Annotated in this window: 17 protein-coding genes; 12 read left to right on the top strand and 5 right to left on the bottom strand. The window is 67.5% G+C overall.

Going from position 1 to position 22,932, the window contains the following annotated elements; all coding sequences use genetic code 11:
• Positions 1-83 precede the first annotated feature (83 nt).
• From trpC to P3L18_RS00435, 9 genes are all read left to right on the top strand, one after another.
• Positions 84-902, top strand: coding sequence for an indole-3-glycerol phosphate synthase TrpC (trpC, locus tag P3L18_RS00475; protein WP_006371430.1), 819 nt, complete (start codon positions 84-86; stop codon positions 900-902).
• Positions 903-960: 58 nt separating this feature from the next.
• Positions 961-2,337, top strand: a complete 1,377-nt coding sequence (gene trpB, locus P3L18_RS00470) for a tryptophan synthase subunit beta (protein ID WP_276112936.1) — start codon at positions 961-963, stop codon at positions 2,335-2,337.
• A complete protein-coding gene (gene trpA, locus P3L18_RS00465) occupies positions 2,334-3,155 on the top strand; it encodes a tryptophan synthase subunit alpha (RefSeq protein WP_006371428.1) in 822 nt (273 codons plus the stop codon). Before trpB ends, trpA begins: the two co-directional genes overlap by 4 nt.
• 80 nt (positions 3,156-3,235) lie before the next feature.
• Positions 3,236-4,942 carry a prolipoprotein diacylglyceryl transferase gene (gene lgt / locus P3L18_RS00460; RefSeq protein WP_276112935.1) on the top strand — a complete coding sequence of 569 codons (1,707 nt, stop codon included), beginning with the start codon at positions 3,236-3,238 and terminating at the stop codon, positions 4,940-4,942.
• A 184-nt stretch (positions 4,943-5,126) separates the two neighbouring features.
• The gene (gene gltB, locus P3L18_RS00455) at positions 5,127-9,698 is read left to right on the top strand and encodes a glutamate synthase large subunit (RefSeq protein WP_276113129.1); all 4,572 of its coding nucleotides are present in this window, start codon (positions 5,127-5,129) and stop codon (positions 9,696-9,698) included.
• Positions 9,691-11,196 (top strand): glutamate synthase subunit beta, encoded by a 1,506-nt coding sequence (locus tag P3L18_RS00450; protein ID WP_276112934.1) that lies wholly within the window; start codon positions 9,691-9,693, stop codon positions 11,194-11,196. The genes gltB and P3L18_RS00450 overlap by 8 nt, the downstream gene beginning before the upstream one ends.
• 200 nt (positions 11,197-11,396) lie before the next feature.
• Positions 11,397-12,830: a pyruvate kinase gene (gene pyk, locus P3L18_RS00445; RefSeq protein ID WP_006369672.1), complete on the top strand. Its 1,434-nt coding sequence runs from the start codon at positions 11,397-11,399 to the stop codon at positions 12,828-12,830.
• A gap of 253 nt (positions 12,831-13,083) precedes the next feature.
• A complete protein-coding gene (locus P3L18_RS00440) occupies positions 13,084-13,962 on the top strand; it encodes an acyl-CoA thioesterase II (protein WP_276112933.1) in 879 nt (292 codons plus the stop codon).
• A 151-nt stretch (positions 13,963-14,113) separates the two neighbouring features.
• A complete protein-coding gene (locus tag P3L18_RS00435) occupies positions 14,114-15,946 on the top strand; it encodes a long-chain fatty acid--CoA ligase (protein ID WP_276112932.1) in 1,833 nt (610 codons plus the stop codon).
• Here the strand turns inward: P3L18_RS00435 and P3L18_RS00430 are convergent.
• A complete protein-coding gene (locus P3L18_RS00430; RefSeq protein WP_211544687.1) occupies positions 15,904-16,608 on the bottom strand; it encodes a DUF998 domain-containing protein in 705 nt (234 codons plus the stop codon). The two genes, P3L18_RS00435 and P3L18_RS00430, sit on opposite strands and share 43 nt — an antisense overlap.
• 169 nt (positions 16,609-16,777) lie before the next feature.
• On the opposite strand from P3L18_RS00430, the gene P3L18_RS00425 reads away from it, so the two are divergent.
• The gene (locus P3L18_RS00425; RefSeq protein ID WP_276112931.1) at positions 16,778-17,977 is read left to right on the top strand and encodes an FAD-dependent oxidoreductase; all 1,200 of its coding nucleotides are present in this window, start codon (positions 16,778-16,780) and stop codon (positions 17,975-17,977) included.
• On the top strand, positions 17,974-18,879 hold the full coding sequence (gene sigJ, locus P3L18_RS00420) for an RNA polymerase sigma factor SigJ (protein ID WP_276112930.1): 906 nt from the start codon (positions 17,974-17,976) through the stop codon (positions 18,877-18,879). Before P3L18_RS00425 ends, sigJ begins: the two co-directional genes overlap by 4 nt.
• A gap of 23 nt (positions 18,880-18,902) precedes the next feature.
• On the opposite strand, the gene P3L18_RS00415 is transcribed toward sigJ, so the two are convergent.
• Both P3L18_RS00415 and P3L18_RS00410 read right to left on the bottom strand, forming a co-directional pair.
• Complete coding sequence (locus P3L18_RS00415) at positions 18,903-19,223, bottom strand: hypothetical protein (protein WP_276112929.1); 321 nt, start codon at positions 19,221-19,223, stop codon at positions 18,903-18,905.
• Between the two features lie 106 nt (positions 19,224-19,329).
• Entirely contained in the window at positions 19,330-19,962 is a 633-nt protein-coding gene (locus tag P3L18_RS00410; RefSeq protein ID WP_276112928.1) for a TetR/AcrR family transcriptional regulator, read from the bottom strand.
• 43 nt (positions 19,963-20,005) lie between these two features.
• Between P3L18_RS00410 and P3L18_RS00405 the strand changes: the two genes are divergently transcribed.
• Positions 20,006-21,181, top strand: a complete 1,176-nt coding sequence (locus tag P3L18_RS00405) for an oxygenase MpaB family protein (protein WP_276112927.1) — start codon at positions 20,006-20,008, stop codon at positions 21,179-21,181.
• On the opposite strand, the gene P3L18_RS00400 is transcribed toward P3L18_RS00405, so the two are convergent.
• Both P3L18_RS00400 and P3L18_RS00395 read right to left on the bottom strand, forming a co-directional pair.
• The gene (locus tag P3L18_RS00400; RefSeq protein WP_276112926.1) at positions 21,127-22,071 is read right to left on the bottom strand and encodes an MBL fold metallo-hydrolase; all 945 of its coding nucleotides are present in this window, start codon (positions 22,069-22,071) and stop codon (positions 21,127-21,129) included. The two genes, P3L18_RS00405 and P3L18_RS00400, sit on opposite strands and share 55 nt — an antisense overlap.
• A gap of 3 nt (positions 22,072-22,074) precedes the next feature.
• A complete protein-coding gene (locus tag P3L18_RS00395) occupies positions 22,075-22,893 on the bottom strand; it encodes an SDR family oxidoreductase (RefSeq protein ID WP_276112925.1) in 819 nt (272 codons plus the stop codon).
• Positions 22,894-22,932: the final 39 nt, after the last annotated feature.

Raw genomic sequence — 22,932 nt, 5'->3', positions numbered from 1 at the left:
TCTCGACGGACCCGCGCACGGGTCGCCGGGAACCCCGGTCTACCCTGGTGAGGGCAAGGAGCGTCGAAAGGGAACCAGCTGTCGTGAGCACGCCGAACGTCCTCGATTCGATCATCGAGGGAGTCAAGGCCGACGTCGCCGCGCGCGAAGCGGTCGTCGATTACGCGGCCGTCAAGGCGGCCTCGGTCCAGGCGCCCGACCCCAAGGACGTGATGGCTGCGTTCCAACAGCCCGGCATCGGGGTGATCGCCGAGTGCAAGCGTGCCAGCCCGTCGAAGGGTGAGCTCGCCACCATCGCCGACCCCGCCGAACTCGCGCGTGCCTATGAGGACGGTGGCGCCCGGATCATCAGTGTGCTCACCGAGGAGCGGCGCTTCCGCGGGTCGCTCGCCGATCTCGATGCCGTCCGCGCGGCCGTGAACATCCCGGTGCTGCGCAAGGATTTCATTGTCGGGCCGTACCAGATCCATGAGGCGCGCGCACATGGTGCCGACATGATCTTGCTGATCGTCGCGGCCCTGGAACAGAATGTGTTGGCTTCGTTGCTCGATCGCACCGAGAGCCTGGGCATGACGGCTCTCGTCGAGGTGCACACCGAGGAAGAGGCCAACCGCGCGCTGGAGGCGGGCGCCTCGGTGGTCGGCGTCAACAACCGCAATCTCAAGACCCTCGAGGTCGATCGCGACAATTTCTCCCGGATCGCTCCGGGCCTGCCCACCAAGGTGATTCGTGTCGCCGAGTCGGGTGTGCGCGGCACCGCCGACCTGCTGGCCTTCGCCGGCGCCGGCGCCGATGCGGTCCTGGTGGGCGAGGGGCTGGTCACCAGTGGCGACCCCCGAACCGCGGTGGCGGAGCTGGTGACCGCCGGCACCCACCCGTCCTGTCCGAAACCCGTTCGCTGACAACGGTCTTCGGCTCCGGCCGAGCCGTGGACGCGTATGTGATGCAGTGAGGTGTCCTGTGACGACCGATCAGAGCAGCGGCACCGACGCCGCCCCGACCGTCCTGCCCACGGCCAGTCAGGGAGTGGCCACCCGCACCTCCCTCGAGCCCGACGCCGGCGGACACTTCGGTGTCTACGGTGGGCGGCACGTTCCCGAGGCGTTGATGGCGGTCATCGACGAGGTGACCACCGCCTACGAGAAGATGCGCACCGATGACGACTACCTCGCCGAACTCGACCGGCTGCAGCGTGACTACGTCGGTCGGCCCTCGCCGCTGTACGAGGCGACGCGGTTGTCCGACGATGCCGGCGGCGCGCGGGTCTTCCTCAAGCGAGAAGACCTGAACCACACCGGTTCCCACAAGATCAACAACGTGCTCGGTCAGTTGTTGCTGGCCCGCCGGATGGGCAAGTCGCGCATCATCGCCGAGACCGGTGCCGGTCAGCACGGGGTCGCCACCGCCACCGGCTGTGCCCTGTTCGGGATGGAGTGCATCGTCTACATGGGTCGCGTCGACACCGAACGCCAGGCGCTGAACGTGGCGCGGATGCGTCTGCTCGGTGCGACGGTGATTGCGGTGGAGACCGGCTCGGCGACCCTCAAGGACGCCATCAACGAGGCGCTCCGTGACTGGGTCACCAACGCGCACAACACCTACTACTGCTTCGGTACAGCCGCGGGGCCGCATCCGTTCCCGATGCTGGTGCGCGATCTGCAGCGCATCGTCGGCCTCGAGGCCCGGGCACAGATCCTCTCGCGCGTCGGGCGGTTGCCCGACGCGGTGGTGGCCTGCGTCGGCGGCGGCTCGAACGCGATCGGTGTGTTCCACCCTTTCATCGACGACGCCGACGTCCGGCTCGTCGGGTACGAGGCCGCCGGTGACGGCGTCGATACCGGCCGGCACGCGGCGACGTTCACCGGTGGTTCACCGGGCGCCTTCCAGGGTGCGTTCTCCTACCTCCTGCAGGACGAGGACGGCCAGACCATCGAATCCCATTCCATCTCGGCGGGTTTGGATTACCCCGGGGTCGGTCCCGAGCATGCCTATCTCAAGGACATCGGCCGGGCCGAGTACCGACCGATCACCGACACCGAGGCGATGAATGCACTGGCGTTGCTGAGCCGGCGAGAAGGGATCATCCCGGCGATCGAGTCGGCGCATGCGGTGGCCGGGGCGTTGCAACTCGGCCACGAACTCGCCCGCACCTCACCGCGCGGGGCGCAGGCCGGTACCGACGGCGCACCGATCATCGTCGTCAGCCTGTCCGGTCGCGGCGACAAGGACGTCGACACCGCCGCGGAATGGTTCCATCTGTTCGATCCGCCTCCCTCGGAAACCGAGACACAGTCCGAATCCGAAGCGGCCCAATCAGATCCGGGGGAGAGCCGATGACTGCGCCGACCGTCCGACACGCCGGAGCCTCCAAGCTCTCGCCGGTCTTCACCCGCTGCCGCGAGCAGGGCCGTGCCGCGCTGATCGGCTATCTGCCCGTGGGCTATCCGACGGTGGCCGGGTCGGTGGAGTCGTTCACCACCATGGTCGAGGCCGGGTGCGACATCATCGAGGTCGGGGTGCCCTACTCGGATCCGGTGATGGACGGGCCGACGATCCAGGAAGCCGCCGATCTCGCACTGACCAACGGGGTGCGGGTGCGCGACGTGTTCACCGCGGTCCGGGCGATCACCGAGGCCGGGGGGCAGGCCGTCGTGATGAGTTACTGGAATCCCATCCTCGCCTACGGTGTCGAGCGGTTCTCCGCCGATCTCGCCGAGGCCGGGGGAGCCGGACTGATCACCCCCAACCTGATCCCGGAGGAGGGACATGCGTGGCACGAGGCCTCCGATGCCCACGGGTTGGACCGCATCTATCTGGTCGCACCGTCGTCGACCCCGGAACGTCTGGCGTACACCATCGATGCGTGTCGCGGTTTCGTCTATGCGGCCTCGACGATGGGAGTGACCGGCGCTCGCACCGCGGTGTCGAACGCCGCCCCCGAGCTCTGTGCCCGGATCCGCGAGTACTCCGACATCCCGATCGGGGTCGGTCTCGGCGTCCGCAGTGGCGAGCAGGCCGCCGAGATCGCCTCTTATGCCGACGGTGTCATCGTGGGTTCGGCCCTGGTGACCGCGGCGCAGGCCGGGCAGGGTCAGCTGCGTGATCTGGTACGCGAACTCGCCGACGGCGTCGCCCATCCGAACCCGCCGAGGTGACCCGCGCACGTGAGGTCCGATCGGACGAACCGACCGGGTGGTGCGATCGTGTGCCTTCGACAGTCGGTTAGGGTGTGACCGTGATCGCGCCGACGACGACGTTGCTCGCCTATATCCCCAGTCCGCCGCAGGGGGTCTGGCATCTCGGGCCGGTCCCGCTGCGGGCGTATGCGCTGTGCATCATCGTCGGCATCATCGTCGCGGTCTGGTGGGGGGATCGCCGCTGGATCGCACGCGGCGGCCAGCCCGGTGAAGTCCTCGACATCGCCATCTGGGCAGTGCCCTTCGGTCTGATCGGTGGCCGTATCTATCACGTCCTCACCGACTGGTCAATCTACTTCGGCGGCGGTGGCAAGTCCCCGATCGACGTCTTCAAGATCTGGGACGGTGGTCTCGGAATCTGGGGTGCGGTGATCCTCGGTGCCCTCGGCGCGTGGATCGGTGCGCGCCGTCACGGTATCCGGTTGCCCGCGTTCGGCGATGCCATCGCGCCCGCGATCCTCCTCGCCCAGGCGATCGGGCGGCTGGGCAACTACTTCAACCAGGAGCTCTACGGCCGACCGACAACGGTGCCGTGGGGGTTGGAGATCTACGAGCGCACCAACGGCATCCAGACCGGACCCAACCTGATCAACGGGACCTCGACCGGCCAGGTGTACGAGATCGTCCACCCCACCTTCTTGTACGAGTTGGTGTGGAACGTGCTCGTGGTTCTCGTGCTCGTGGTGCTCGACCGGCGATTCCGCATCGGTCACGGCCGACTGTTCGCACTGTACGTGGCCGGGTACTGTGCAGGCCGATTCGTCGTCGAACTCCTGCGCTCGGACACCGCGTACACCTTCATCGCCGGCATCCGCATCAACGTCTTCACCTCCGCCCTGCTGTTCGTGTGCGCGGCGATCTACTTCGTCGTCGCCACCAAGGGCCGCGAGCGCGGTCTGGAGATGTACTACCCCGACCGTGCCGAGGAACTCGAAGCCCTCGGTGTCGTCGGCTACGTCGACGACCGATACCCGGACGACGAACTCGACGACGAGCCCGGGTCGGAGCCCGACGAGGACGAGCCGTTCGACTCCGACGGCGAGATGACCGATGCAGGCGACGACACCACCGCGACCGAGGTCATCGACAAGGGCATCGCCGAACACGACGAGGAAGCCGCCGTCGACCCGGAACTCGACGAGGACGCCGTCGCACCGGCCACCCCAGCCCCCTCCCCGTGGACGTCCCCCGCAGCCGACGCCGACAGCGCCGAGCCTGACACCGACAGCGCTCCCGACACCGCCGACGGCGCCCAGCCTGATGCCGACAGCGCCCAGCCCGACTCCGACAGCGCTCAGCCTGACGCTGACAGCGCCCAGCCGGACTCCGACAGCGCTCAGCCTGACGCTGACAGCGCTCCGGCTGACGCCGATAGCGCTCCCGCGGATGCCGACGGCGAGCCCGACGCCGACAGCGTCGAGCCTGATGCCGACAGCGCTCCCGACACCTCCGACAGCGCCCAGCCCGACGCCGACAGCGCTCAGCCTGACGCTGACAGCGCTCCGGCTGACGCCGATAGCGCTCCCGCGGATGCCGACGGCGAGCCCGACGCCGACAGCGCCGAGCCTGATGCCGACAGCGCTCCCGATACCGTCGACGGCGCTTCCCCCGACGCCGACAGCCCTCAGCCTGACGCCGACAGCGCTCCCGACACCGCCGACAGCGCTCCCGACACCGCCGACAGCGCTCCCGTCGACACCGACCCCGCTCCCGACTCCGCCAAAGACACCCCACACACCAGCTGACGGGATTCGGCGTTCGAGCCGGCTCGGATCACCTCGCCATCACGGGCACCCCGCTGGTGGGTCGGTTACAGTGGGATTTCACGGTTTGCGGCAGCCCATACCCGCGACCGACGTGCTCCACGGGCCAGCGCTGTCCCAGAGGACATCATGCATGCGATTCGTCACGAATCCGGTGGAGGTATTGATGTTGTTTTCGGCGCTCCCTGCCAAGCAGGGCCTGTACGACCCCGAGGCCGAGGTCGATTCCTGTGGTGTGGCGATGGTCACCGACATCCACGGCCGACGCTCACACTCGATCGTCTCCGACGGGTTGCTGGCGCTGGAGAATCTGGAACATCGTGGCGCGGCCGGCGCCGAGGCCAACAGCGGTGACGGTGCAGGCATCCTGATCCAGTTGCCCGACGAATTGCTGCGCGCCAGTGTTGATTTCGAACTTCCCGCGCCGACCGCATCGGGAGTCAACACCTACGCGGCGGGCACCTGCTTCCTGCCGAGGGACCCCGACCTCCGCTCGACGGCGATCGCTCGGGTGACCGACCTCGCGGCCGCCGAGGGCATCACGATCCTCGGCTGGCGCGAGCTCCCGGTCGACGCCGAGGGCGCCGATATCGGCGAGACCGCACTCGATTGCATGCCGCACATGGTGCAGCTGTTCGTCACCGTCGACCCCGGGCCAGGAGTCACACGCATCGGTGGCATCGATCTCGACCGGGCGATCTATCCCTTCCGCAAGCAGGCCGAGCGGGTGACCCCGGAGATCGACGCCGAGGGCACCGGACTCTATTTCCCGTCGCTGTCGAGCCGCACGATCGTCTACAAGGGCATGCTCACCACGATGCAGCTGCCGCTGTACTACCCGGATCTGCGCGACGAACGGTGCACGAGCGCGATCGCCATCGTCCACTCGCGTTTCTCGACCAACACCTTCCCGTCCTGGCCGCTCGCACATCCCTTCCGATTCGTCGCCCACAACGGCGAGATCAACACCGTCCGCGGCAACCGCAACCGGATGCGCGCGCGGGAGGCCCTGCTGGAGACCGACCTGATTCCCGGTGACCTCAAGCGCGCGTTCCCGATCTGCACGCCGGAGGCCTCCGACTCCGCGTCGCTCGACGAGGTGCTCGAGCTGCTGCATCTCGGTGGACGCAGCGTCGCCCACGCGGTGATGTTGATGGTGCCGGAGGCGTGGGAGAACGTGCCCACGATGGATCCCAAACGGCGGGCGTTCCTGCAGTTCAACGGCTCGCTCATGGAGGCGTGGGACGGGCCGGCATGCGTCACCTTCACCGATGGCACCGTCGTCGGGGCGGTCCTCGACCGCAATGGCCTGCGCCCGGGACGCTGGTGGCAGACCCGCGACGGGCGGGTGATCCTCGCCTCCGAGGCCGGAGTCCTCGACGTTCCGGTCGACGACGTCGTCTCCAAGGGTCGGCTCGAGCCGGGCAAGATGTTCCTCGTCGACACCGCCGCCGGTCGGATCATCCCCGACCAGGAGGTCAAGGGCGACCTGATCAACGCCGAGCCCTACGACGAATGGCTGCACGCGGGTCTTCTCGACATCGCGACGTTGCCGCCGCGACCGGTCTACACGCCGAATCACGACACCGTCGTACGCCGACAGGTCTCGTTCGGATACACCGAGGAGGATCTGCGCGTCCTGCTCACCCCGATGGCGGCCTCCGGCTACGAGCCGCTCGGCTCGATGGGCACCGACACCCCGGTTGCGGTGTTGTCCAAGCGTTCTCGCCTTCTCTACGACTACTTCGTCGAACTCTTCGCACAGGTCACCAACCCGCCGCTGGACGCCATCCGTGAGGAGATCGTCACCTCGATGGCCCGGGTCATGGGACCCGAGCAGAACCTGTTGCGCCCCACCGCGGCATCGTGCCGACAGATCTTGTTGCACTGGCCGGTCATCGACAACCACGATCTCGCCAAGCTCGTCCACATCGACGACGACGGCGACAACCCCGGTTTGTCGGCCAAGGTGCTCCACGGGCTCTACGAGGTCGCCGACGGCGGGCCGGGATTGGCTGCGGCACTGGAGGATCTGCGGTTGCGCGCCAGCCAGGCAATTGCCGAGGGGCATCGCACCCTGGTGATCTCCGACCGCCACACCGACCGCGAACACGCACCGATCCCGTCGCTGCTGGCCACCTCCGCGGTGCATCACCACCTGGTCCGCACCAAGGAACGCACCAAGGTCGCGCTGGTCGTCGAGTCCGGTGATGCCCGCGAGGTCCACCACATCGCCCTGCTCATCGGATTCGGTGCGGCCGCGGTGAATCCGTATCTCGCACTGGAATCGATCGAAGATCTGATCGCGCAGGGCGAGCTGATCGGGGTGGCCGCCAGCAAGGCCATCCGCAATTACGTCGAGGCACTCGGCAAGGGTGTGCTGAAGGTGATGAGCAAGATGGGTATCTCCACCATCAGCTCCTACACCGCCTCGCAGGCGTTCGAGGCCGTCGGCCTGTCCTCGGAGGTGGTCAGGGAGTACTTCACCCGGACCGTCTCCCGCATCGAGGGTGTCGGCCTCGACGAACTCGCCGAGGAGGTCCGGATGCGCCACCATCGCGCGTTCCCGGAGAACCCGACCGAGCAGGTCTATCGCCGACTCGAGGTGGGTGGCGAGTACCAGTACCGCCGCGAGGGTGAACTGCATGTGTTCACCCCGGAGACGATCTTCCTGCTGCAGCACGCCACCAAGACCGGGCGCGACGACGTGTTCCAGAAGTACTCCGACGAGGTCGACCGCCTCCAACGCGAGGGCGGCACGCTGCGCGGTCTGTTCGAACTCGATCTCGGTGCGCGCGACCCGATCCCGCTCGAGGAGGTCGAGCCGGCCGAGGAGATCATGAAGCGTTTCAACACCGGCGCCATGAGTTACGGCTCGATCTCGGCCGAAGCGCACGAGACCATTGCGATCGCGATGAACCGCATCGGTGCCCGGTCGAACTCCGGGGAGGGCGGCGAGGACGTCGACCGGCTCTACGATCCGGAGCGGCGCAGTGCGGTCAAACAGGTGGCGTCGGGCCGGTTCGGTGTCACCAGCGATTATCTGATCAACGCCACCGACATCCAGATCAAGATGGCGCAGGGAGCCAAACCCGGTGAGGGCGGCCAGCTTCCGGCGTACAAGGTGTACCCGTGGATCGCCAAGACCCGCCACTCGACCCCGGGCGTGGCACTCATCTCGCCGCCGCCGCATCACGACATCTACTCGATCGAGGATCTCGCCCAGCTGATCCACGACCTCAAGAACGCCAATTCGCAGGCCCGAATCCACGTGAAGCTGGTCAGCGCAGTCGGCGTCGGCACGGTCGCCACCGGTGTGTCCAAGGCGCATGCCGACGTCGTGCTCATCTCCGGTCACGACGGCGGCACCGGGGCCTCGCCGCTGACCTCACTCAAACACGCCGGCACGCCGTGGGAGATCGGTCTGGCCGACGCGCAACAAACGTTGATGCTCAACGGTTTACGCGATCGCATCACCGTCCAGTGTGACGGCGCGCTGCGTAATGGTCGGGATGTGATCATGGCGGCGTTGCTCGGTGCCGAAGAATACGGATTCTCCACCGCGCCGCTCATCGTGACCGGCTGCATCATGATGCGTGTGTGTCACCTCGACACCTGTCCGGTGGGTGTGGCCACCCAGAATCCGCAGTTGCGTGCGCGGTTCAGCGGGCAGGCCGAGCACATCGTCAACTTCTTCCGGTTCATCGCCGAGGATGTGCGGAAGTATTTGGCACAGTTGGGTTATCGGACGCTCGACGAGGCGGTCGGCCAGTCGCAGCGGTTGCACACCGATGCCGCCGTCGCGCACTGGAAGAGCAAGGGCCTCGATCTCAGCCCGATCTTCCGTCGGATCGAGGACAAGGGTCCGACGCGTCGGGTGCGCGGCCAGGACCACGGACTCGACAAGGCGCTCGACCAGACGCTGATCCAGCTCGCCGAGGGAGCGCTCGAGGACGCACACCCCGTCACCCTGGAACTGCCGGTGCGCAACGTGAATCGCACGGTGGGCACGCTGCTCGGCGCCGAGGTCACCCGCCGCTACGGTGCCGCCGGACTCGCCGAGGACACGATCACCGTCGAGCTGACCGGCTCGGCCGGTCAGTCGCTGGGCGCATTCCTGCCGCCGGGTGTGACGATCAAACTCAGCGGCGACACCAACGACTACGTCGGAAAAGGCTTGTGCGGCGGCAAGATCGTGGTGGCACCGGACCCCGACGCCTGGTTCATCGCCGAGGATCAGGTCATCGCAGGCAACACCATTCTCTACGGCGCGACATCCGGGCAGGTGTATCTCCGCGGCCGCGTCGGCGAGCGGTTCTCCGTGCGCAACTCCGGTGCCACCGCCGTGGTCGAGGGCGTCGGCGACCACGCCTGCGAATACATGACCGGTGGTCGGGTGGTGATCCTCGGGCCGACCGGACGCAACATGGCGGCCGGCATGTCCGGCGGGATGGCCTTCGTCTACGACCTCGATCCCGCCAAGGTCAACATGGCGATGGTCGAGCTGATGCGCCCCGACCCCGACGACCTGCGCTGGCTCCATGAGCACATCACCATCCACACCGAGCTGACCGGGTCGGCGATCGGGGCGTCGATGCTGGCCGACTGGCCACGACGGTGCCTCGCGTTCACCAAGGTCATGCCCACCGATTACAAGCGTGTCCTCGACGCGGCCCAGATGGCCGAAGCCGAAGGGCGCGACGTTGATTCAGCGATCATGGAGGCGGCACGTGGCTGATCCGCGCGGATTCCTGGAGGTCCCGAAGAAAGAGGCCCGATACCGGCCGGTTGCCGAGCGCATCCGCGACTGGGGCGATGTCTACGAGCACGCCGACAACCCGATCAAAGTGCTCTCCGAGGTGAGCGATCAGGCCCGGCGATGCATGGACTGCGGTATCCCGTTCTGCCACTCCGGAACCGCGGGTTGCCCGCTGGGCAACCTCATCCCGGAATGGAACGACCTCGTCCGACGCGGACGATGGGACGCGGCAAGCGAACGCCTGCACGCGACCAACAACTTTCCCGAGTTCACCGGAATGGTGTGCCCGGCCCCGTGCGAGGCGGCGTGTGTGCTGTCCATCTCGGAGAACACCACCGGCGGCAGCGTCACCATCAAGCGGATCGAGAAGACGATCGCCCACGAGTCCTGGGCCGAGGGCATCATCGGACCCGAGCCGCCCGCCCTCAAGACCGGCAAGTCGGTCGCCGTGGTCGGCTCCGGACCGGGCGGCCTCGCCGCCGCCCAGCAACTGACCCGCGCCGGCCACGACGTCACCCTCTACGAGCGTGACGACCGGCTGGGTGGACTGCTGCGCTACGGCATCCCCGAATACAAGCTGCAGAAGTCCGACATCGACCGCCGTATCGCCCAGATGCGCGCCGAGGGAACGGAATTCGTCACCCGATGCAACGTCGGCACCGACCTGTCGGTGGCGGAGCTGCGCGAGCGCCACGACGCCGTCGTCCTCGCGATCGGTGCGATGGCCGCCCGCGACAACCCGGTACCCGGGCGCGACCTCAACGGTGTGCACCTCGCCATGGAGCATCTGGTCCCGGCGAACCGCGAATGTGAGGGCGACGGCCCCGCGCCGATCACCGCCAAGGGCAAACACGTCGTCATCATCGGTGGCGGCGACACCGGTGCCGACTGCCTCGGCACCGCGCATCGGCAGGGAGCGGCCTCGGTGGTCCAACTCGACTACAACCCCGAACTGCCCTCCGATCGCGACGACACACGATCCCCGTGGCCGACCTGGCCGCTGGTGATGCGCACCTCCAGCGCGCACGCCGAAGGCGGCGAACGCAAATATCAGGTGGCAGTGCAACGATTCGTCGGTGACGAACACGGCAACGTCACCACGTTGGTTCTCGCCGAAGTCGCCGTCGTCCGCGAACCCGACGGCCGACGGGTGATCACTCCGGTCAGTGAAGAATTCGAGATCCCCTGCGAACTGGCGCTTTTCGCGATCGGATTCGAAGGTGTCGAACGAGGACCGCTACTCGACGGGCTCGAACTCGCACCCAACGGACGCGGTGCGCTGTCCTGCGGCAGTGACTGGCAAACCGACGCCGACGGGGTATTCGTCTGCGGCGACGCGCACCGCGGTGCGTCCTTGGTGGTGTGGGCGATCGCCGAAGGTCGTTCGGCGGCAAGGTCGGTCGACGAATACCTGATGGGTGCCTCCGATCTTCCGTCACCGGTCCGCCCGGCGGCGTTACCACTTTCGGTGCGTTGACAATCCACCGAGGCCGCCGCCGCGATCACGGCACAGCCGTCGGGCGGCGCGCCCGGACTGCGACCCCGATCGGGCTGAACACAATGAAACGGTAGCGCCGCCACTGACCTCGGGGGAGTGGACGAACGCGGTGTGGCCGGGTGATGACCAGTGGCCGCCACCGATAGAGATGCTGATCCGACACGACTAAGGTGAGCACCGTGACACGTCGTACCAAGATCGTCTGCACCCTGGGTCCCGCCACCAACTCCGAGGAGCGTCTCAAAGAGCTCGTCGAGGCGGGCATGGATGTTGCTCGACTCAACTTCAGCCATGGCAGCCATGAGGACCATCGCACCGTCTACGAGCGTGTGCGTCGCGCGGGCGATGCCGCGGAGAAGGCCGTGGGCATTCTCGCCGACCTACAAGGACCCAAGATCCGGCTCGGCAAATTCGTCGACGACGGCGCACTCAACGGACAGGTCATGTGGGCCACCGGAGAAGAGGTCCGCATCACCGTCGACGACGTCGTCGGGACCCACGACCGCGTCTCGACGACCTACAAACAACTCGCCGAAGACGCCGAAGCCGGAGACCGCCTCCTCGTCGACGACGGCAAGGTCGGACTGAAGGTCACCGCCATCGACGGCAACGACGTCGTCTGCCTGGTCACCGAAGGTGGTCCGGTCAGCAACAACAAAGGCCTGAACCTGCCGGGCGTCAAGACCTCGATCCCCGCCCTGAGCGAAAAGGACATCGCCGACCTCGAGTTCGCACTGCAACTCGGCGTCGACCTCGTCGCCCTCTCCTTCGTGCGCAGCCCGGCCGACATCGAACTCGTCCACGAAGTGATGGACCGCGTCGGCCGCCGCGTTCCGGTGATCGCCAAACTGGAAAAGCCCGAGGCCGTCGACAACCTCGAAGCCATCGTGCTGGCCTTCGACGGAGTCATGGTCGCCCGCGGTGACCTGGGCGTGGAACTGCCGCTCGAGCAGGTCCCCCTGGTGCAGAAGAAAGCCATCCAGATGGCCCGCGAGAACGCCAAACCGGTGATCGTGGCCACCCAGATGCTGGACTCGATGATCGAGAACTCCCGGCCCACCCGCGCCGAGGCCTCCGACGTCGCCAACGCCGTCCTCGACGGTGCCGACGCGGTGATGCTCTCCGGCGAGACCTCCGTCGGCAAATGGCCGATCGAGACCGTACAGACGATGACCCGCATCTGCGTGGCCGTCGAAACCGGCTCACGCGACGTACCGCCGCTCTCCCACGTTCCCCGCACCAAACGCGGCATCATCTCCTACGCCGCCCGCGACATCGGCGAACGCCTCGAGGTCAAGGCCATGGTGGCCTTCACCCAGTCCGGCGACACCGTCCGCCGACTGGCACGGCTGCACTCCCGTCTGCCGCTGCTCGCGTTCACGCCCACCCAGGCCGTACGCAGCCAACTCGCCCTGAGCTGGGGAACCGAGACCTTCATCGTGGATCACGTCGACACCACCGACCACATGATCGACCAGGTCGACCACCAGCTGCTGCGCATCGGTCGGCTCAAGGACGGCGACGTCGTCGTCATCGTCGCCGGCGCTCCGCCCGGCACCGTCGGATCGACCAACATGATCCACGTCCACCGGATCGGCGAGCAGGACCACTGAGTTGTTGGCGCGGACTCCGTCCGCGCGTGCTCACCGGGCCTGAGGCACCACGCCTTCCTCCTCATCGCATTGTCGCTTCGCTCCGCGCTCTTCGTCGTGCAGGCGTGGCGCGCCCGGTGAGCGGGGGGGGTGAGCCGCTGACGCGGGCCCACCCACTCGTTCGTGCAGGCGTGGCGCGCCCGGTGAGCGGTGGGCTGTGCCGCGCCACGGTCCCGGTGACCACCGGGCACGCGGGGGTCCCTAGTCTGTTCGCATGACTGCGGACCCCACCAGCGACCTCGGCAAGCTGCTCGAACTGCTCGACGTCGAGCAGCGCGACGCCGACCTGTTCATCGGGCAACACCCCGAACAGAAGACGGCGCGCACCTTCGGTGGGCAGATGCTCGGTCAGGGTGTCGTGGCGGCAGCCCGCACCCTGACCCGCGGCACTCCGCCGGTTCATGCCCTGCACGCGCACTTCATTCGCGGCGGCGACGTCAACGAGCCGATGGAGTACCACGTCGACCGGTTCCGCGACGGTAAGTCCTTCGCAAACCGTCAGGTCACCGCCAAACAGAAGGGTGAAGAGGTCTTCACCATGCTGGTCGCGTTCCAGGACAACTCGGCCGGACTCGAACACGCGGTGGAGATCCCACAGGTGCCCTATCCGGAAGAATTGCCACCCCTCGGTGAGCATTTCAAGGGTTTCGAGGACCGGATCGCGACCTTCGTCGACGCACTGCACCCGATCGACATCCGGTTCGCCAACGACCCGTCGTGGAAGATGCGTGAAGCGGGGGAGAAGCTGCGCGACAACCGTGTGTGGATGAAGACCGACGGCCAGATGCCCGACGACCCGATCATGCATGTGGCCGCCATGTGCTACGCCTCCGACACCACCGTCCTCGACTCGATCATCACCACACACGGCTTGTCGTGGGGCATCGATCGACTCTTCGCGGCCACCGTGAACCATTCGATGTGGTTCCACCGTGACTTCCGCTTCGACGAGTGGATGCTCTACGCGACGCGATCCCCGGTGGCGACCGGATCGCGCGGGATGGGTTCGGGGCGGTTCTGGATGCGGGACGGAACACTGGCCACCTCCGTCGTGCAGGAAGCGCTCATCAAGTACTTCCCGCCCAAGAAGTAGCGCGCCCTCGCCCACTTCGACGGATCAGAAGCCCCTGGAACTGGGAATTTTACCTTCTCATTACCTTTTCTTCCGATCGGCTGTGCCGCCGAAGACCCGCCGCTAGTGTGATATGCGTCATCACCCACACCACTCTCGCCGGGGGTCATCCATGTCCGAATCCGAACCGATTCTCTTCCCGCACGAGAGCGGCCGGTCGGTCGCCACGCTGCCCGAGGCCTTCCAGGCGACGGTAGGCATGCGCCCGACCGCGATCGCGCTGCGCACCGTCGGCGGCATCCGAGAGATCACCTGGGCCGAATACGGGCGGCGGGTCGAGGCGATCGCCCGAGGTCTGGCCGCACTGGGCGTCGGCCCCGGCGACACCGTGGGCATCATGCTGACCAACCGGCCGGAGTTCCATCTTGTCGACACCGCAGCGCTGCATCTCGGTGCGGTGCCGTTCTCGATCTACAACACCAGCTCCCCGCAGCAGATCGAGTACCTGTTCGGTAATGCCGGCAATGCCGTCGTCGTCACCGAGCAGATATTCGTCCCGGCCGTCCGCGCCGCGTCCACCGCGGTGACGACGACGATCGTGGTGGACGGCCCGGCCGCCGACGCGATCACTCTCGACGACGTAGAACATTCCGGCGCAACGGATTTCGACTTCGCCGCCGCGTGGCAGGCGGTACGGCCCGAGGATCTCGCCACCATCATCTACACCTCGGGCACCACCGGTCCGCCCAAGGGTGTCGAGATCACCCACCGCAACATCATCTCCGAGTTGACCTCACTGGCCGAGGTCGTCGACGTCGGCTTCGACGACCGCGTCATCTCCTATCTGCCCGCCGCACACATCGCCGATCGGGTCTCCTCGCACGCGGCCAACATGGTGCGTGGTATCCAGGTCACCACCGTCCCCGATCCGCGGGAGATCGGCGCCGCACTCCCCGAGGTCCACCCCACCTTCTTCTTCGGGGTACCCCGCGTCTGGCAGAAGATCCGGGCCGGCATCGAGGCCAAGCTCGCCGAGGAAACCAGCCCGGTCAAGAAGAAGCTGGGAGCCTGGGCGATGAGAACCGGTGCCGCGGCCGCACAAGCGCAGCTCGACGGCCGTACGCCCAACGCCATCGCCACCGCCCAGCACACCCTCGCCGACAAGCTCGTCCTGCAGAAGGTGCGGTCGGCGATCGGCATGGACCAACTCACCTTCGCCGGGTCGGGTGCCGCCGCGATCCCGCCGGAGGTGCTGCAGTTCTTCCTCGGGCTGGGGATACCGGTGCTGGAGGTGTGGGGCATGTCGGAGACCACCGGCGTCTCCACGATGACCACGCCGGAGAACATGAGGCTCGGTACCGTCGGCAAGCCGGTGTCGGGTGTCGAGGTCACGCTCGCCGACGACGGCGAACTGCTGATCCGGGGGCCGGTGGTCATGCGCGGTTATCGCAAACAGCCTGACAAGACAGCCGAGACGATAGACTCCGACGGGTGGCTGGCCACCGGTGACATCGCCGAGATCGACGCGGACGGCAACGTGCGGATCGTCGACCGCAAGAAGGAACTCATCATCAACGAGTCCGGAAAGAACATGTCGCCCACCAACATCGAGAACGCGCTGAAGGCGGCGTCGTCGCTGATCGGTCAGGTCGTCGCGATCGGCGACGCCAAACCGTTCGTGTCGGCGCTGCTCGTACTCGATCCCGACGCCGCGGCCGCCCGCGCGAAGGCGCTGAACATGCCCGACGCCGAGGTCGCAGCCCTCACCGGGCATCCGAGGGTCGTCGAGGAGGTCATCGGCGCGGTCCGACTCGGCAACGGTCGACTCTCCCGAGTCGAACAGGTCAAACGATTCACCATCGTGCCCGAGGCGTGGGAGCCCGGCGGCACCGAACTCACCCCCACGATGAAATTGCGGCGCAAGCCCATCGCCGACAAGTACGCCGAGCACATCGAGTTGCTCTACGCCTCCGACGCCGGTGACGGTGTGATCGACCTTCGCTGAACGGCCACCGCAGCACCCCACACCACCAGATACAGCGTCATGCCGCCGATCTGAATGCGTTGTGCGAGCCCCAGCAGCCAATCCCCGGACAGGTTGTCGGCGGCCAACATCCATACCGTCGCGACAGAGATGACCAGCAGGATCGCCAGGCCGAGCAGACGCAGCACCGGCCAGATCGGTGTCCGCCAGGCCGCGACCACGCCGAGGATCATCGCGATGAAGATCGCGAACACCGCCACACTGCTGGTGAAGGCGTGGACGTGATGCAGTTGGGGCAACAGCCCACTCGGCTCTGACGGGCAATTCGGGTCGACGTGCGGAATGCACTCGATGGGCGACAACGCGTCGGTGATGGTGGACACCCCGAACACCACGAGCGACACGAGCGCGCCGCGGGCGAAGCCGCCGGCCACTGCGGGACGAGGAACGAACGCCAGCACCCCGGCAAGCATGGCGCATACTGCGGTGATGACGTCGCCGTACACATAGACCAGGCGATGCGGGCGGTGCTCCGCGTCGAGTTCACTCATGAAGCTGCGCAGCGGATCCAGAGGCGAGGCCCAGAAGAACTCCAGCACCCACGACGAGTAACAGACGCCTGCGGCGGCGATGAGGATGCCGACGACGATCAGGCGCGGCGACAGCTCCCGGACAGACAGCACCTCGTCAGGTTATGTCATCGGTGTTCACCCACCGTCGACGCCACGTTCGCCGTACCCATGCACCGGCGACACCTCTCCGACGCTGTGATCCGAGTCACTACCTGTCACATTCTCGGCCTGCGTGGTGTCTCGGGTATGTCAGATCCCCGGCAGTCAAGGAGTGAGAACCATGAGTGAACAACGCAGGGTGGTGGTCGTCGGTGGCGGGTACGCCGGCACGATGGCAGCCAACAGACTGGCCGCAGAGTCGTCGTTCGATGTGGTGATGGTGAATGCGCGCGACCACTTCGTCGAACGTATCCGGCTTCATCAATGGGCGGCCGGCACCGCCACGCCCACCCGCGACTTCGAGACGCTGCTCTCCGCGCGCGTCCGCCGCATCGTCGCCACCGCGGAACACATCGACGCACCCGGACGTCAGGTCGGCCTCGACTCGGGTGACCGGCTCGACTACGACTGGCTGATCTACGCCGTCGGCAGCTCCGGCAGTGCGGCGATCGGCAGTGCGGCGACCGAGGGTGCCGCCGACCACGCCCAGCAGGTCACCGACTGGGAATCGGCCACTCGCCTGCGCAACCGGCTGGCCGAGCTGCGAGGCGCCGGCCGCGTCACCGTCGTCGGCGGCGGCCTGACCGGGATCGAGACCGCCGCCGAACTCGCCGAGGCCGGCCACCGGGTCACCCTCGTCACCGCCGACGAGATCGCCTCGAGTCTGTCCGTCCGTGGGCGCGAGCGGACACGCCGCGCGCTCGAGCATCTCGGCGTCGTCTGCCACGAGCACACCCGGGTCGAACGCATCGGCGCCACAACGGTGACACTCGTCCACGCAACGGGCGAGTGGGTCGAGGCGGCCACCGACATCACCGTCGTCACCACCGGTTTCGCGGTACCTGATCTCGCACGCCGCAGCGGGCTGACGTGCGACCACCTCGGTCGGCTGTGCACCGACGCCGCCCTGGTCAGCGTCGACGACGAGCGCATCCTCGGAGCCGGTGATGCCGTCGCGCCGGCGGGTAACGTGCCCCGCATGAGCTGTCAGGCCGCAATGCCGCTCGGTGTGGCCGCCGCGCAGTCGGTGCGTGCGCTGGCCAAAGGTGAGCACCCGGTCGCGGCGTATCCCGGGTTCGTCGCGCAATGCGTCAGCCTCGGGCGGCATGCGGCCACGCTGCAACCCACCCACAAGGACGATTCGCCGACGCGCGGCGTGGTCACCGGCCGTGGGGCCGCACTGATGAAGGAGCTGATCTGTCGGGGCACGATCTGGGGTCTGCAACTGGAGGCCCGGCATCCGGGGATCTATCCGGCCGGCCGCTCGACGGCCTCGGTCGACCACCGCGACCCGACCCCGAACGGACAGGTCGCGCCGTGAGCACCGGTGGCACACGCGACGAGCACCTGCGGATCTTCCTCGATCACCGCCCGCTGCTGTTCACCATCGCCTACGAGATCCTCGGCTCGGCCACCGAATCCGATGACGTGCTGCAGGAGAGTTACCTGCGCTGGTCGGTGGTCGATCTCGACGCCGTCGACGACCCGCGGGCCTATCTCGCGAAGTTGGTCACTCGGCAGGCGCTCAACGCCGCACGCGCCGGACAACGGCGCCGCGAGGACTATGTCGGTCCGTGGTTGCCCGAACCCATCGTCATCGACGTTCGCGATCCCGCCGACGACGTCGTCCTCTTCGAAGCGGTGTCGACGGCGATGATGGTGGTCCTGCACTCGCTGGGACCGGACGAACGTGCGGTGTTCCTGCTCCGTGAGGTGTTCGGGTTCGCTCATGCCGAGATCGCCGACATGACGCAGAAATCCGTTGCCGCGGTCCGGCAGATCTCCCACCGGGCCCGCGAACACGTGCAGGCGCGACGGCCGCGGTTCGCTGCCGACGCCGACACGGGAACGCAGGTGGCGCACGCTTTTCTGGCCGCAGCGGCCACCGGTGACGTGCAGGCGCTGCTCGAGGTGCTCGCGCCCGACACGGTGTATCTCGCCGACAGCGACGGCAAGGCGCCGGCGGCGCGGCGCCCGATCCACGGTGCCGATCAGGTCGCGCGGATCATGGCCAACCTGATGCGCCTTGCTGAGAAGCGGCAGATGCAGGTCGGCGAGATGGAGGTCAACGGGATGCCGGGATTCACCGTGGCGGTGTCCGACGATCCGGGTGCGATCCTGTGGCTCGATGTGGTCGACGGTCTCATCCGGCACGTCTTCGTCATGCGGAATCCGGCCAAGATGGCAGCGGTGCATACGGTACGGGAGATCTCACGTCACTGAGGTGGCGCGTGCACATCTGCGGTTCAGGCGACCTGCCGGTCGGCGTAGTGGACGTCGTGCAGTTGTCCAGCCGGGTCGACGACCATGATCACCGGGCCCATCGTGTCGGTGGCGCGTTCGATCAGTGCCTCGATCTGCGTCGGATCGGCCGGATCGCAGACGACCGCCCAGACCCGGTCGTGGACGGCGGCGTCCACATAGGAGACGAGATCGCGCGTGTGACGCCCCGCGACCACCGCATTGCGGCCCGAGCGCAGAACCTGATCGATGACGGTGCGCGACCGCAGCGAGCCGTCGGTGACGACGAGGACGGTGTCGGTGAAGGAGTGCTTCGTGGTGTGCATACCGATCATCACACTGCGCACAGCTGGGATGGCACCGCGATCACGCTGGCAGTTGGCTGGACGTCGCGCGGTGGGTCGCCACGGCGGCGCATTCGGTGATCCTCGATCAGGGAATCGCGAAGGCCGCCAACAGCATTCGCGCACAGGTGTCGACCAGTCGCCGGCGGTCGGCGGTCGCCGGGCGGGCCAGGGCCACGCGGAGACACAGGCTCGCGGTGGCACCCATGGTGAGGAACACCAGGTCGTCGAGCTCCGCGGGCGACAGATCCGGCCGGAAGCGCGCCGGGAGGATGCGGCCCAGCGGGACCAGTGGCGCCTCGATCTGTGCCCAGGCCGATCCGAACTCGGCGTTGTCGCCCGCCAGCGATGCCGCGATCACCGGCGCGTGCCGCTCGAACGAAGAAGTGAGGGCATCCACCACGACGGTGATCGCGGCGAGTGGTTCGGCGTCGATCGCCTGCCCGATACCGACGGCGAGGTCCGAGCTGATCTGCTGGATCGCCTCCTGCCGGAGATCGAACAGGATGTCGCCGACGTCGGCGAAGTAGCGATACACCGTCCCGATGCTGACATCGCAGTGATCAGCGATGTCCTGGGTGGTCGGGAGACCGTCGGGCCGCTCGGCAAGCAGCGTCGTGGTCGCGTCCAACAGTCGCCCGCGCATCGCGACGGCGCGCGGCTGACGCGGCGCGACGCGCGTGCGAGCGCCCGCCGCGGAGCGGGCAGGGGTTCGGGCCATGAAATGAATGGTAAGTGAGGATTCCTCGTGTTTGGCTGGTGTCATGACTCTTGTGCCGCCCACCGGGTTGGTGAACACCGACCGAGCCCGCACGTTGTACGGACACGCGGGAGACACCTGGATCGCCGCCATGTGGCGTGCCGATGATCTCGCCGACGCCGTCGTCGCCGAACGGGGGTCCGCCGCTCTGATCCGCCCTGTTCTCGCCGATGGCATCGGCTCGCTGGCCGAAGCGCCACCGGCACTGGTCGCGCTGTTCGACTCGATCGAGCGCGAACCGGACTGTCTCGACCACGATCGTTGCGACCGCGCCGCCGACGCCCTGGTGCGGCACTTCCCGGCCATGGCGATCGTGCTGGCGGCGGCCTCGCTGCTGCGCGGCGCGGGCAACAGCATCGCAGGCAAGCCGTTGGCGCTGACCGGACGGTACTCGACGATGCCGGGCGTGCGTTCGGTGGAGGTCGGCGAGTGGCTGCGTCGGGTGTTGACGCCGGGCGGAATGCGCCGTGACGGTGCGGGTTTCGCCTACACGGTGCGGGTGCGGATGATCCACGCGCACGTCCGGGCACATCTGCTGCGCAGCGGGACCTGGGAGCACGATGCGTGGGGTGTCCCGATTCCGCAGCCGTACATGGCATTCACGCTCGCCGAGTTCGGGCACATCGCGATCGAGGCGATGGGCACGCTCGGGGTTCGTTTCACCGCGGACGAACTCGACGACATCTATCACCTGTGGCGTTACGTGGGTCATGTGATCGGCATGGACGACGACCTGAATCCCCGAAACGAGGCCGATCACCGGCGGATCGAGGAACTGTACCGATTGACCTCGCCCGGCCCTGATGCCTACGACCGCGAATTCGTCACCGCGCTCAACGCCGAGTATCTGATTCCCGAGTTCGCCAACACCATGTCGTTGCCGCAGCGGTGGCGGGTGCCGGTCGCCACGGCCGTCATGGAGGGATACGAGCGGGTCTTCCTCGGTGATGCCGACGCCGACGCGCTCGGCATCCGTCATCGCCGGATCGCTCGGCTGCTCCCTCGATTATCGGGGGTCATGCATCTCATCAGCCGCGCACAAATCCGCCGCGCCGGCGGGCTCGACGAGTTCACCCGACGCGCCTATGCCGACCGGGACACCGAGATGGCGCGCATGCGTGCCGCCTACGCGATGACCCACGACATGGTCGATACCGCGCCGGACCGGGTGCCCGTCTGAGCATTGCCCGTGTGACGTCCGGTCGGTTCGTCGCTGATCGCGGTCACCGCGCCCGCGTCGAGGAGGCGCTCGAGGTGCAACTGCGCGGTCCGACGCTCCACCGATCGCACCCACGGGGCCTCGACATGTGGCCGATACACCAGCCGGTGTGCCACGATCTCGTCGAAAGTCCTTGGCTGTCGCAGGAACTCGAGTAGCCGTTCCTCGCGCTCGAGGATCCGGTCGCGATAGGCCGCGAGCCGGATACCGAACTCGGAACGCCCGGACACCACACCTTTGTGGTGGAAGGTTCCGTACCAGCGGGCGTCGATCCCGCCGACCCGGTCGATGGAGGCGAGGAAGTCATCGAGACTGGACCCGAGATCGCCGTACATCGGCCCGAACGACGTCAGGTCGATGTCGGCGACGTAGAGAAACCCGGCAGGCTCGATCAGCACGCCGCAGTGACCGGCGGTGTGTCCGGGCAGGTGGATGACCGTTGCGGTCTGGTCGCCGAGGTCGAAGGTGTGGCCGTCGGTCACACCCACGACGCCGTCACGCACGGCCGGCAGGTGGTAGTCGTCGGTCATCACCGTGGTCATCGCGTCGCGGAGATCCGGGTCGAGCCCGTAGCCGGCGATGAGGGTGTCGAGCGAGCCGACGGCGGCCGCGTCGTGAAGGTGGGCGAAGGTGTCGGCGGTGAAGTGCCGCAGCCCGGCGATGTGGTCCTCGTGCGCGTGACTGATCATCACCGCGTCGGCGCCGACTGGGTCGTCGTCGAGGGCGAGTGACGGATCGATCACCAGCACCGCGTCCGATCCGCGGACCACGACGGTGTTGCCGTACGGTACGACGCCGCCGTTACCCGCCGTCAGGACGTCGACCGCCCCGAAGCGGTTGACGGTGTACATCTCTCAGCCCTGCACGATCAGGGAGGCGACCACGCCGCCGTCCACGAGCAGATCGGTGCCGGTGACGAACGACGACTCGGGGCCGAGGAGGAAGGCGGCCGCGGCGGCGATGTCGGACGCGGTGCCCACCCGTCCGGTGCCCGAGCCCTCGATCATCGACCGCATCGTCTCCCCGCTGGCGCCGGCGAGTTCCTGGCGACCCATCGCCGTGGCGATCACCCCGGGAGAGATGCTGTTGATCCGGGCGCCGCGGGCGCCCCAGCTGCGGGCTGCCGCGCGCACGCGGATGTGGTTGGCCTGCTTGGCGATCCCATACGCCAGTGCCGGATTCGAGGCGACGTCACCCTGCAGGAAACCCAAGCCGAGCAGGTCCTCTGCGGCGGTGGCGGCCAATGCCGCGGCCTGATCGGCCGGCAGCGGCCCGAACATGTGCCCGGCCATGCTCGCGATCACCACACCCGCACCGCCGGGGGCGATGACCTCGCCGAAGACGTCCAGCGACAGGGCGACCCCGAGGAGATCGACTCGCAGGATCGCCTCCGCGCTCGCCTGCACCGGCGACAAACCGGCCGTGTGGACGACCTGGTCCACGGCGCCGAGCCCGGATGCATGCTCGGCCAGTGCCCGCAGCGAATCCGCCGACGCCACGTCCACCGGATGGCCGGACACGTCGAACCCCTCGCCGTCGAGGGCGTCGACCCGCGCGTCGAGAGCGGTCGCATCGGCATCGGCGAGCAGCACCCGCCGCCCGCCGCCCTGCCGGCGCGCGATGGCCACACCCATGCCCCCGGTTCCGACGACGACCAGCACACTGCGGCTCATTGCAGACCTTCTCACCGTTGACTTCAGATCACCTGACGC

This window comes from Gordonia sp. N1V, assembly GCF_029269935.1.
GTDB lineage: Bacteria > Actinomycetota > Actinomycetes > Mycobacteriales > Mycobacteriaceae > Gordonia > Gordonia polyisoprenivorans.
The sequence above is the reverse complement of the archived record's forward strand: the minus strand, read 5'-3'. Positions and strand labels throughout refer to the sequence as shown.

Excerpts from the sequence above, each read along its gene's own strand:
- P3L18_RS00410 (WP_276112928.1), bottom strand. The coding sequence starts at position 19,962 with ATGGCCCGAACCCCTGCCCGCTCCGCGGCGGGCGCTCGCACGCGCGTC.
- P3L18_RS00425 (WP_276112931.1), top strand. The coding sequence starts at position 16,778 with ATGAGTGAACAACGCAGGGTGGTGGTCGTCGGTGGCGGGTACGCCGGC.
- trpA (WP_006371428.1), top strand. The coding sequence starts at position 2,334 with ATGACTGCGCCGACCGTCCGACACGCCGGAGCCTCCAAGCTCTCGCCG.
- P3L18_RS00415 (WP_276112929.1), bottom strand. The coding sequence starts at position 19,223 with ATGCACACCACGAAGCACTCCTTCACCGACACCGTCCTCGTCGTCACC.
- P3L18_RS00440 (WP_276112933.1), top strand. The coding sequence starts at position 13,084 with ATGACTGCGGACCCCACCAGCGACCTCGGCAAGCTGCTCGAACTGCTC.
- P3L18_RS00405 (WP_276112927.1), top strand. The coding sequence starts at position 20,006 with ATGACTCTTGTGCCGCCCACCGGGTTGGTGAACACCGACCGAGCCCGC.
- P3L18_RS00400 (WP_276112926.1), bottom strand. The coding sequence starts at position 22,071 with ATGTACACCGTCAACCGCTTCGGGGCGGTCGACGTCCTGACGGCGGGT.
- P3L18_RS00435 (WP_276112932.1), top strand. The coding sequence starts at position 14,114 with ATGTCCGAATCCGAACCGATTCTCTTCCCGCACGAGAGCGGCCGGTCG.
- P3L18_RS00395 (WP_276112925.1), bottom strand. The coding sequence starts at position 22,893 with ATGAGCCGCAGTGTGCTGGTCGTCGTCGGAACCGGGGGCATGGGTGTG.
- gltB (WP_276113129.1), top strand. The coding sequence starts at position 5,127 with ATGTTGTTTTCGGCGCTCCCTGCCAAGCAGGGCCTGTACGACCCCGAG.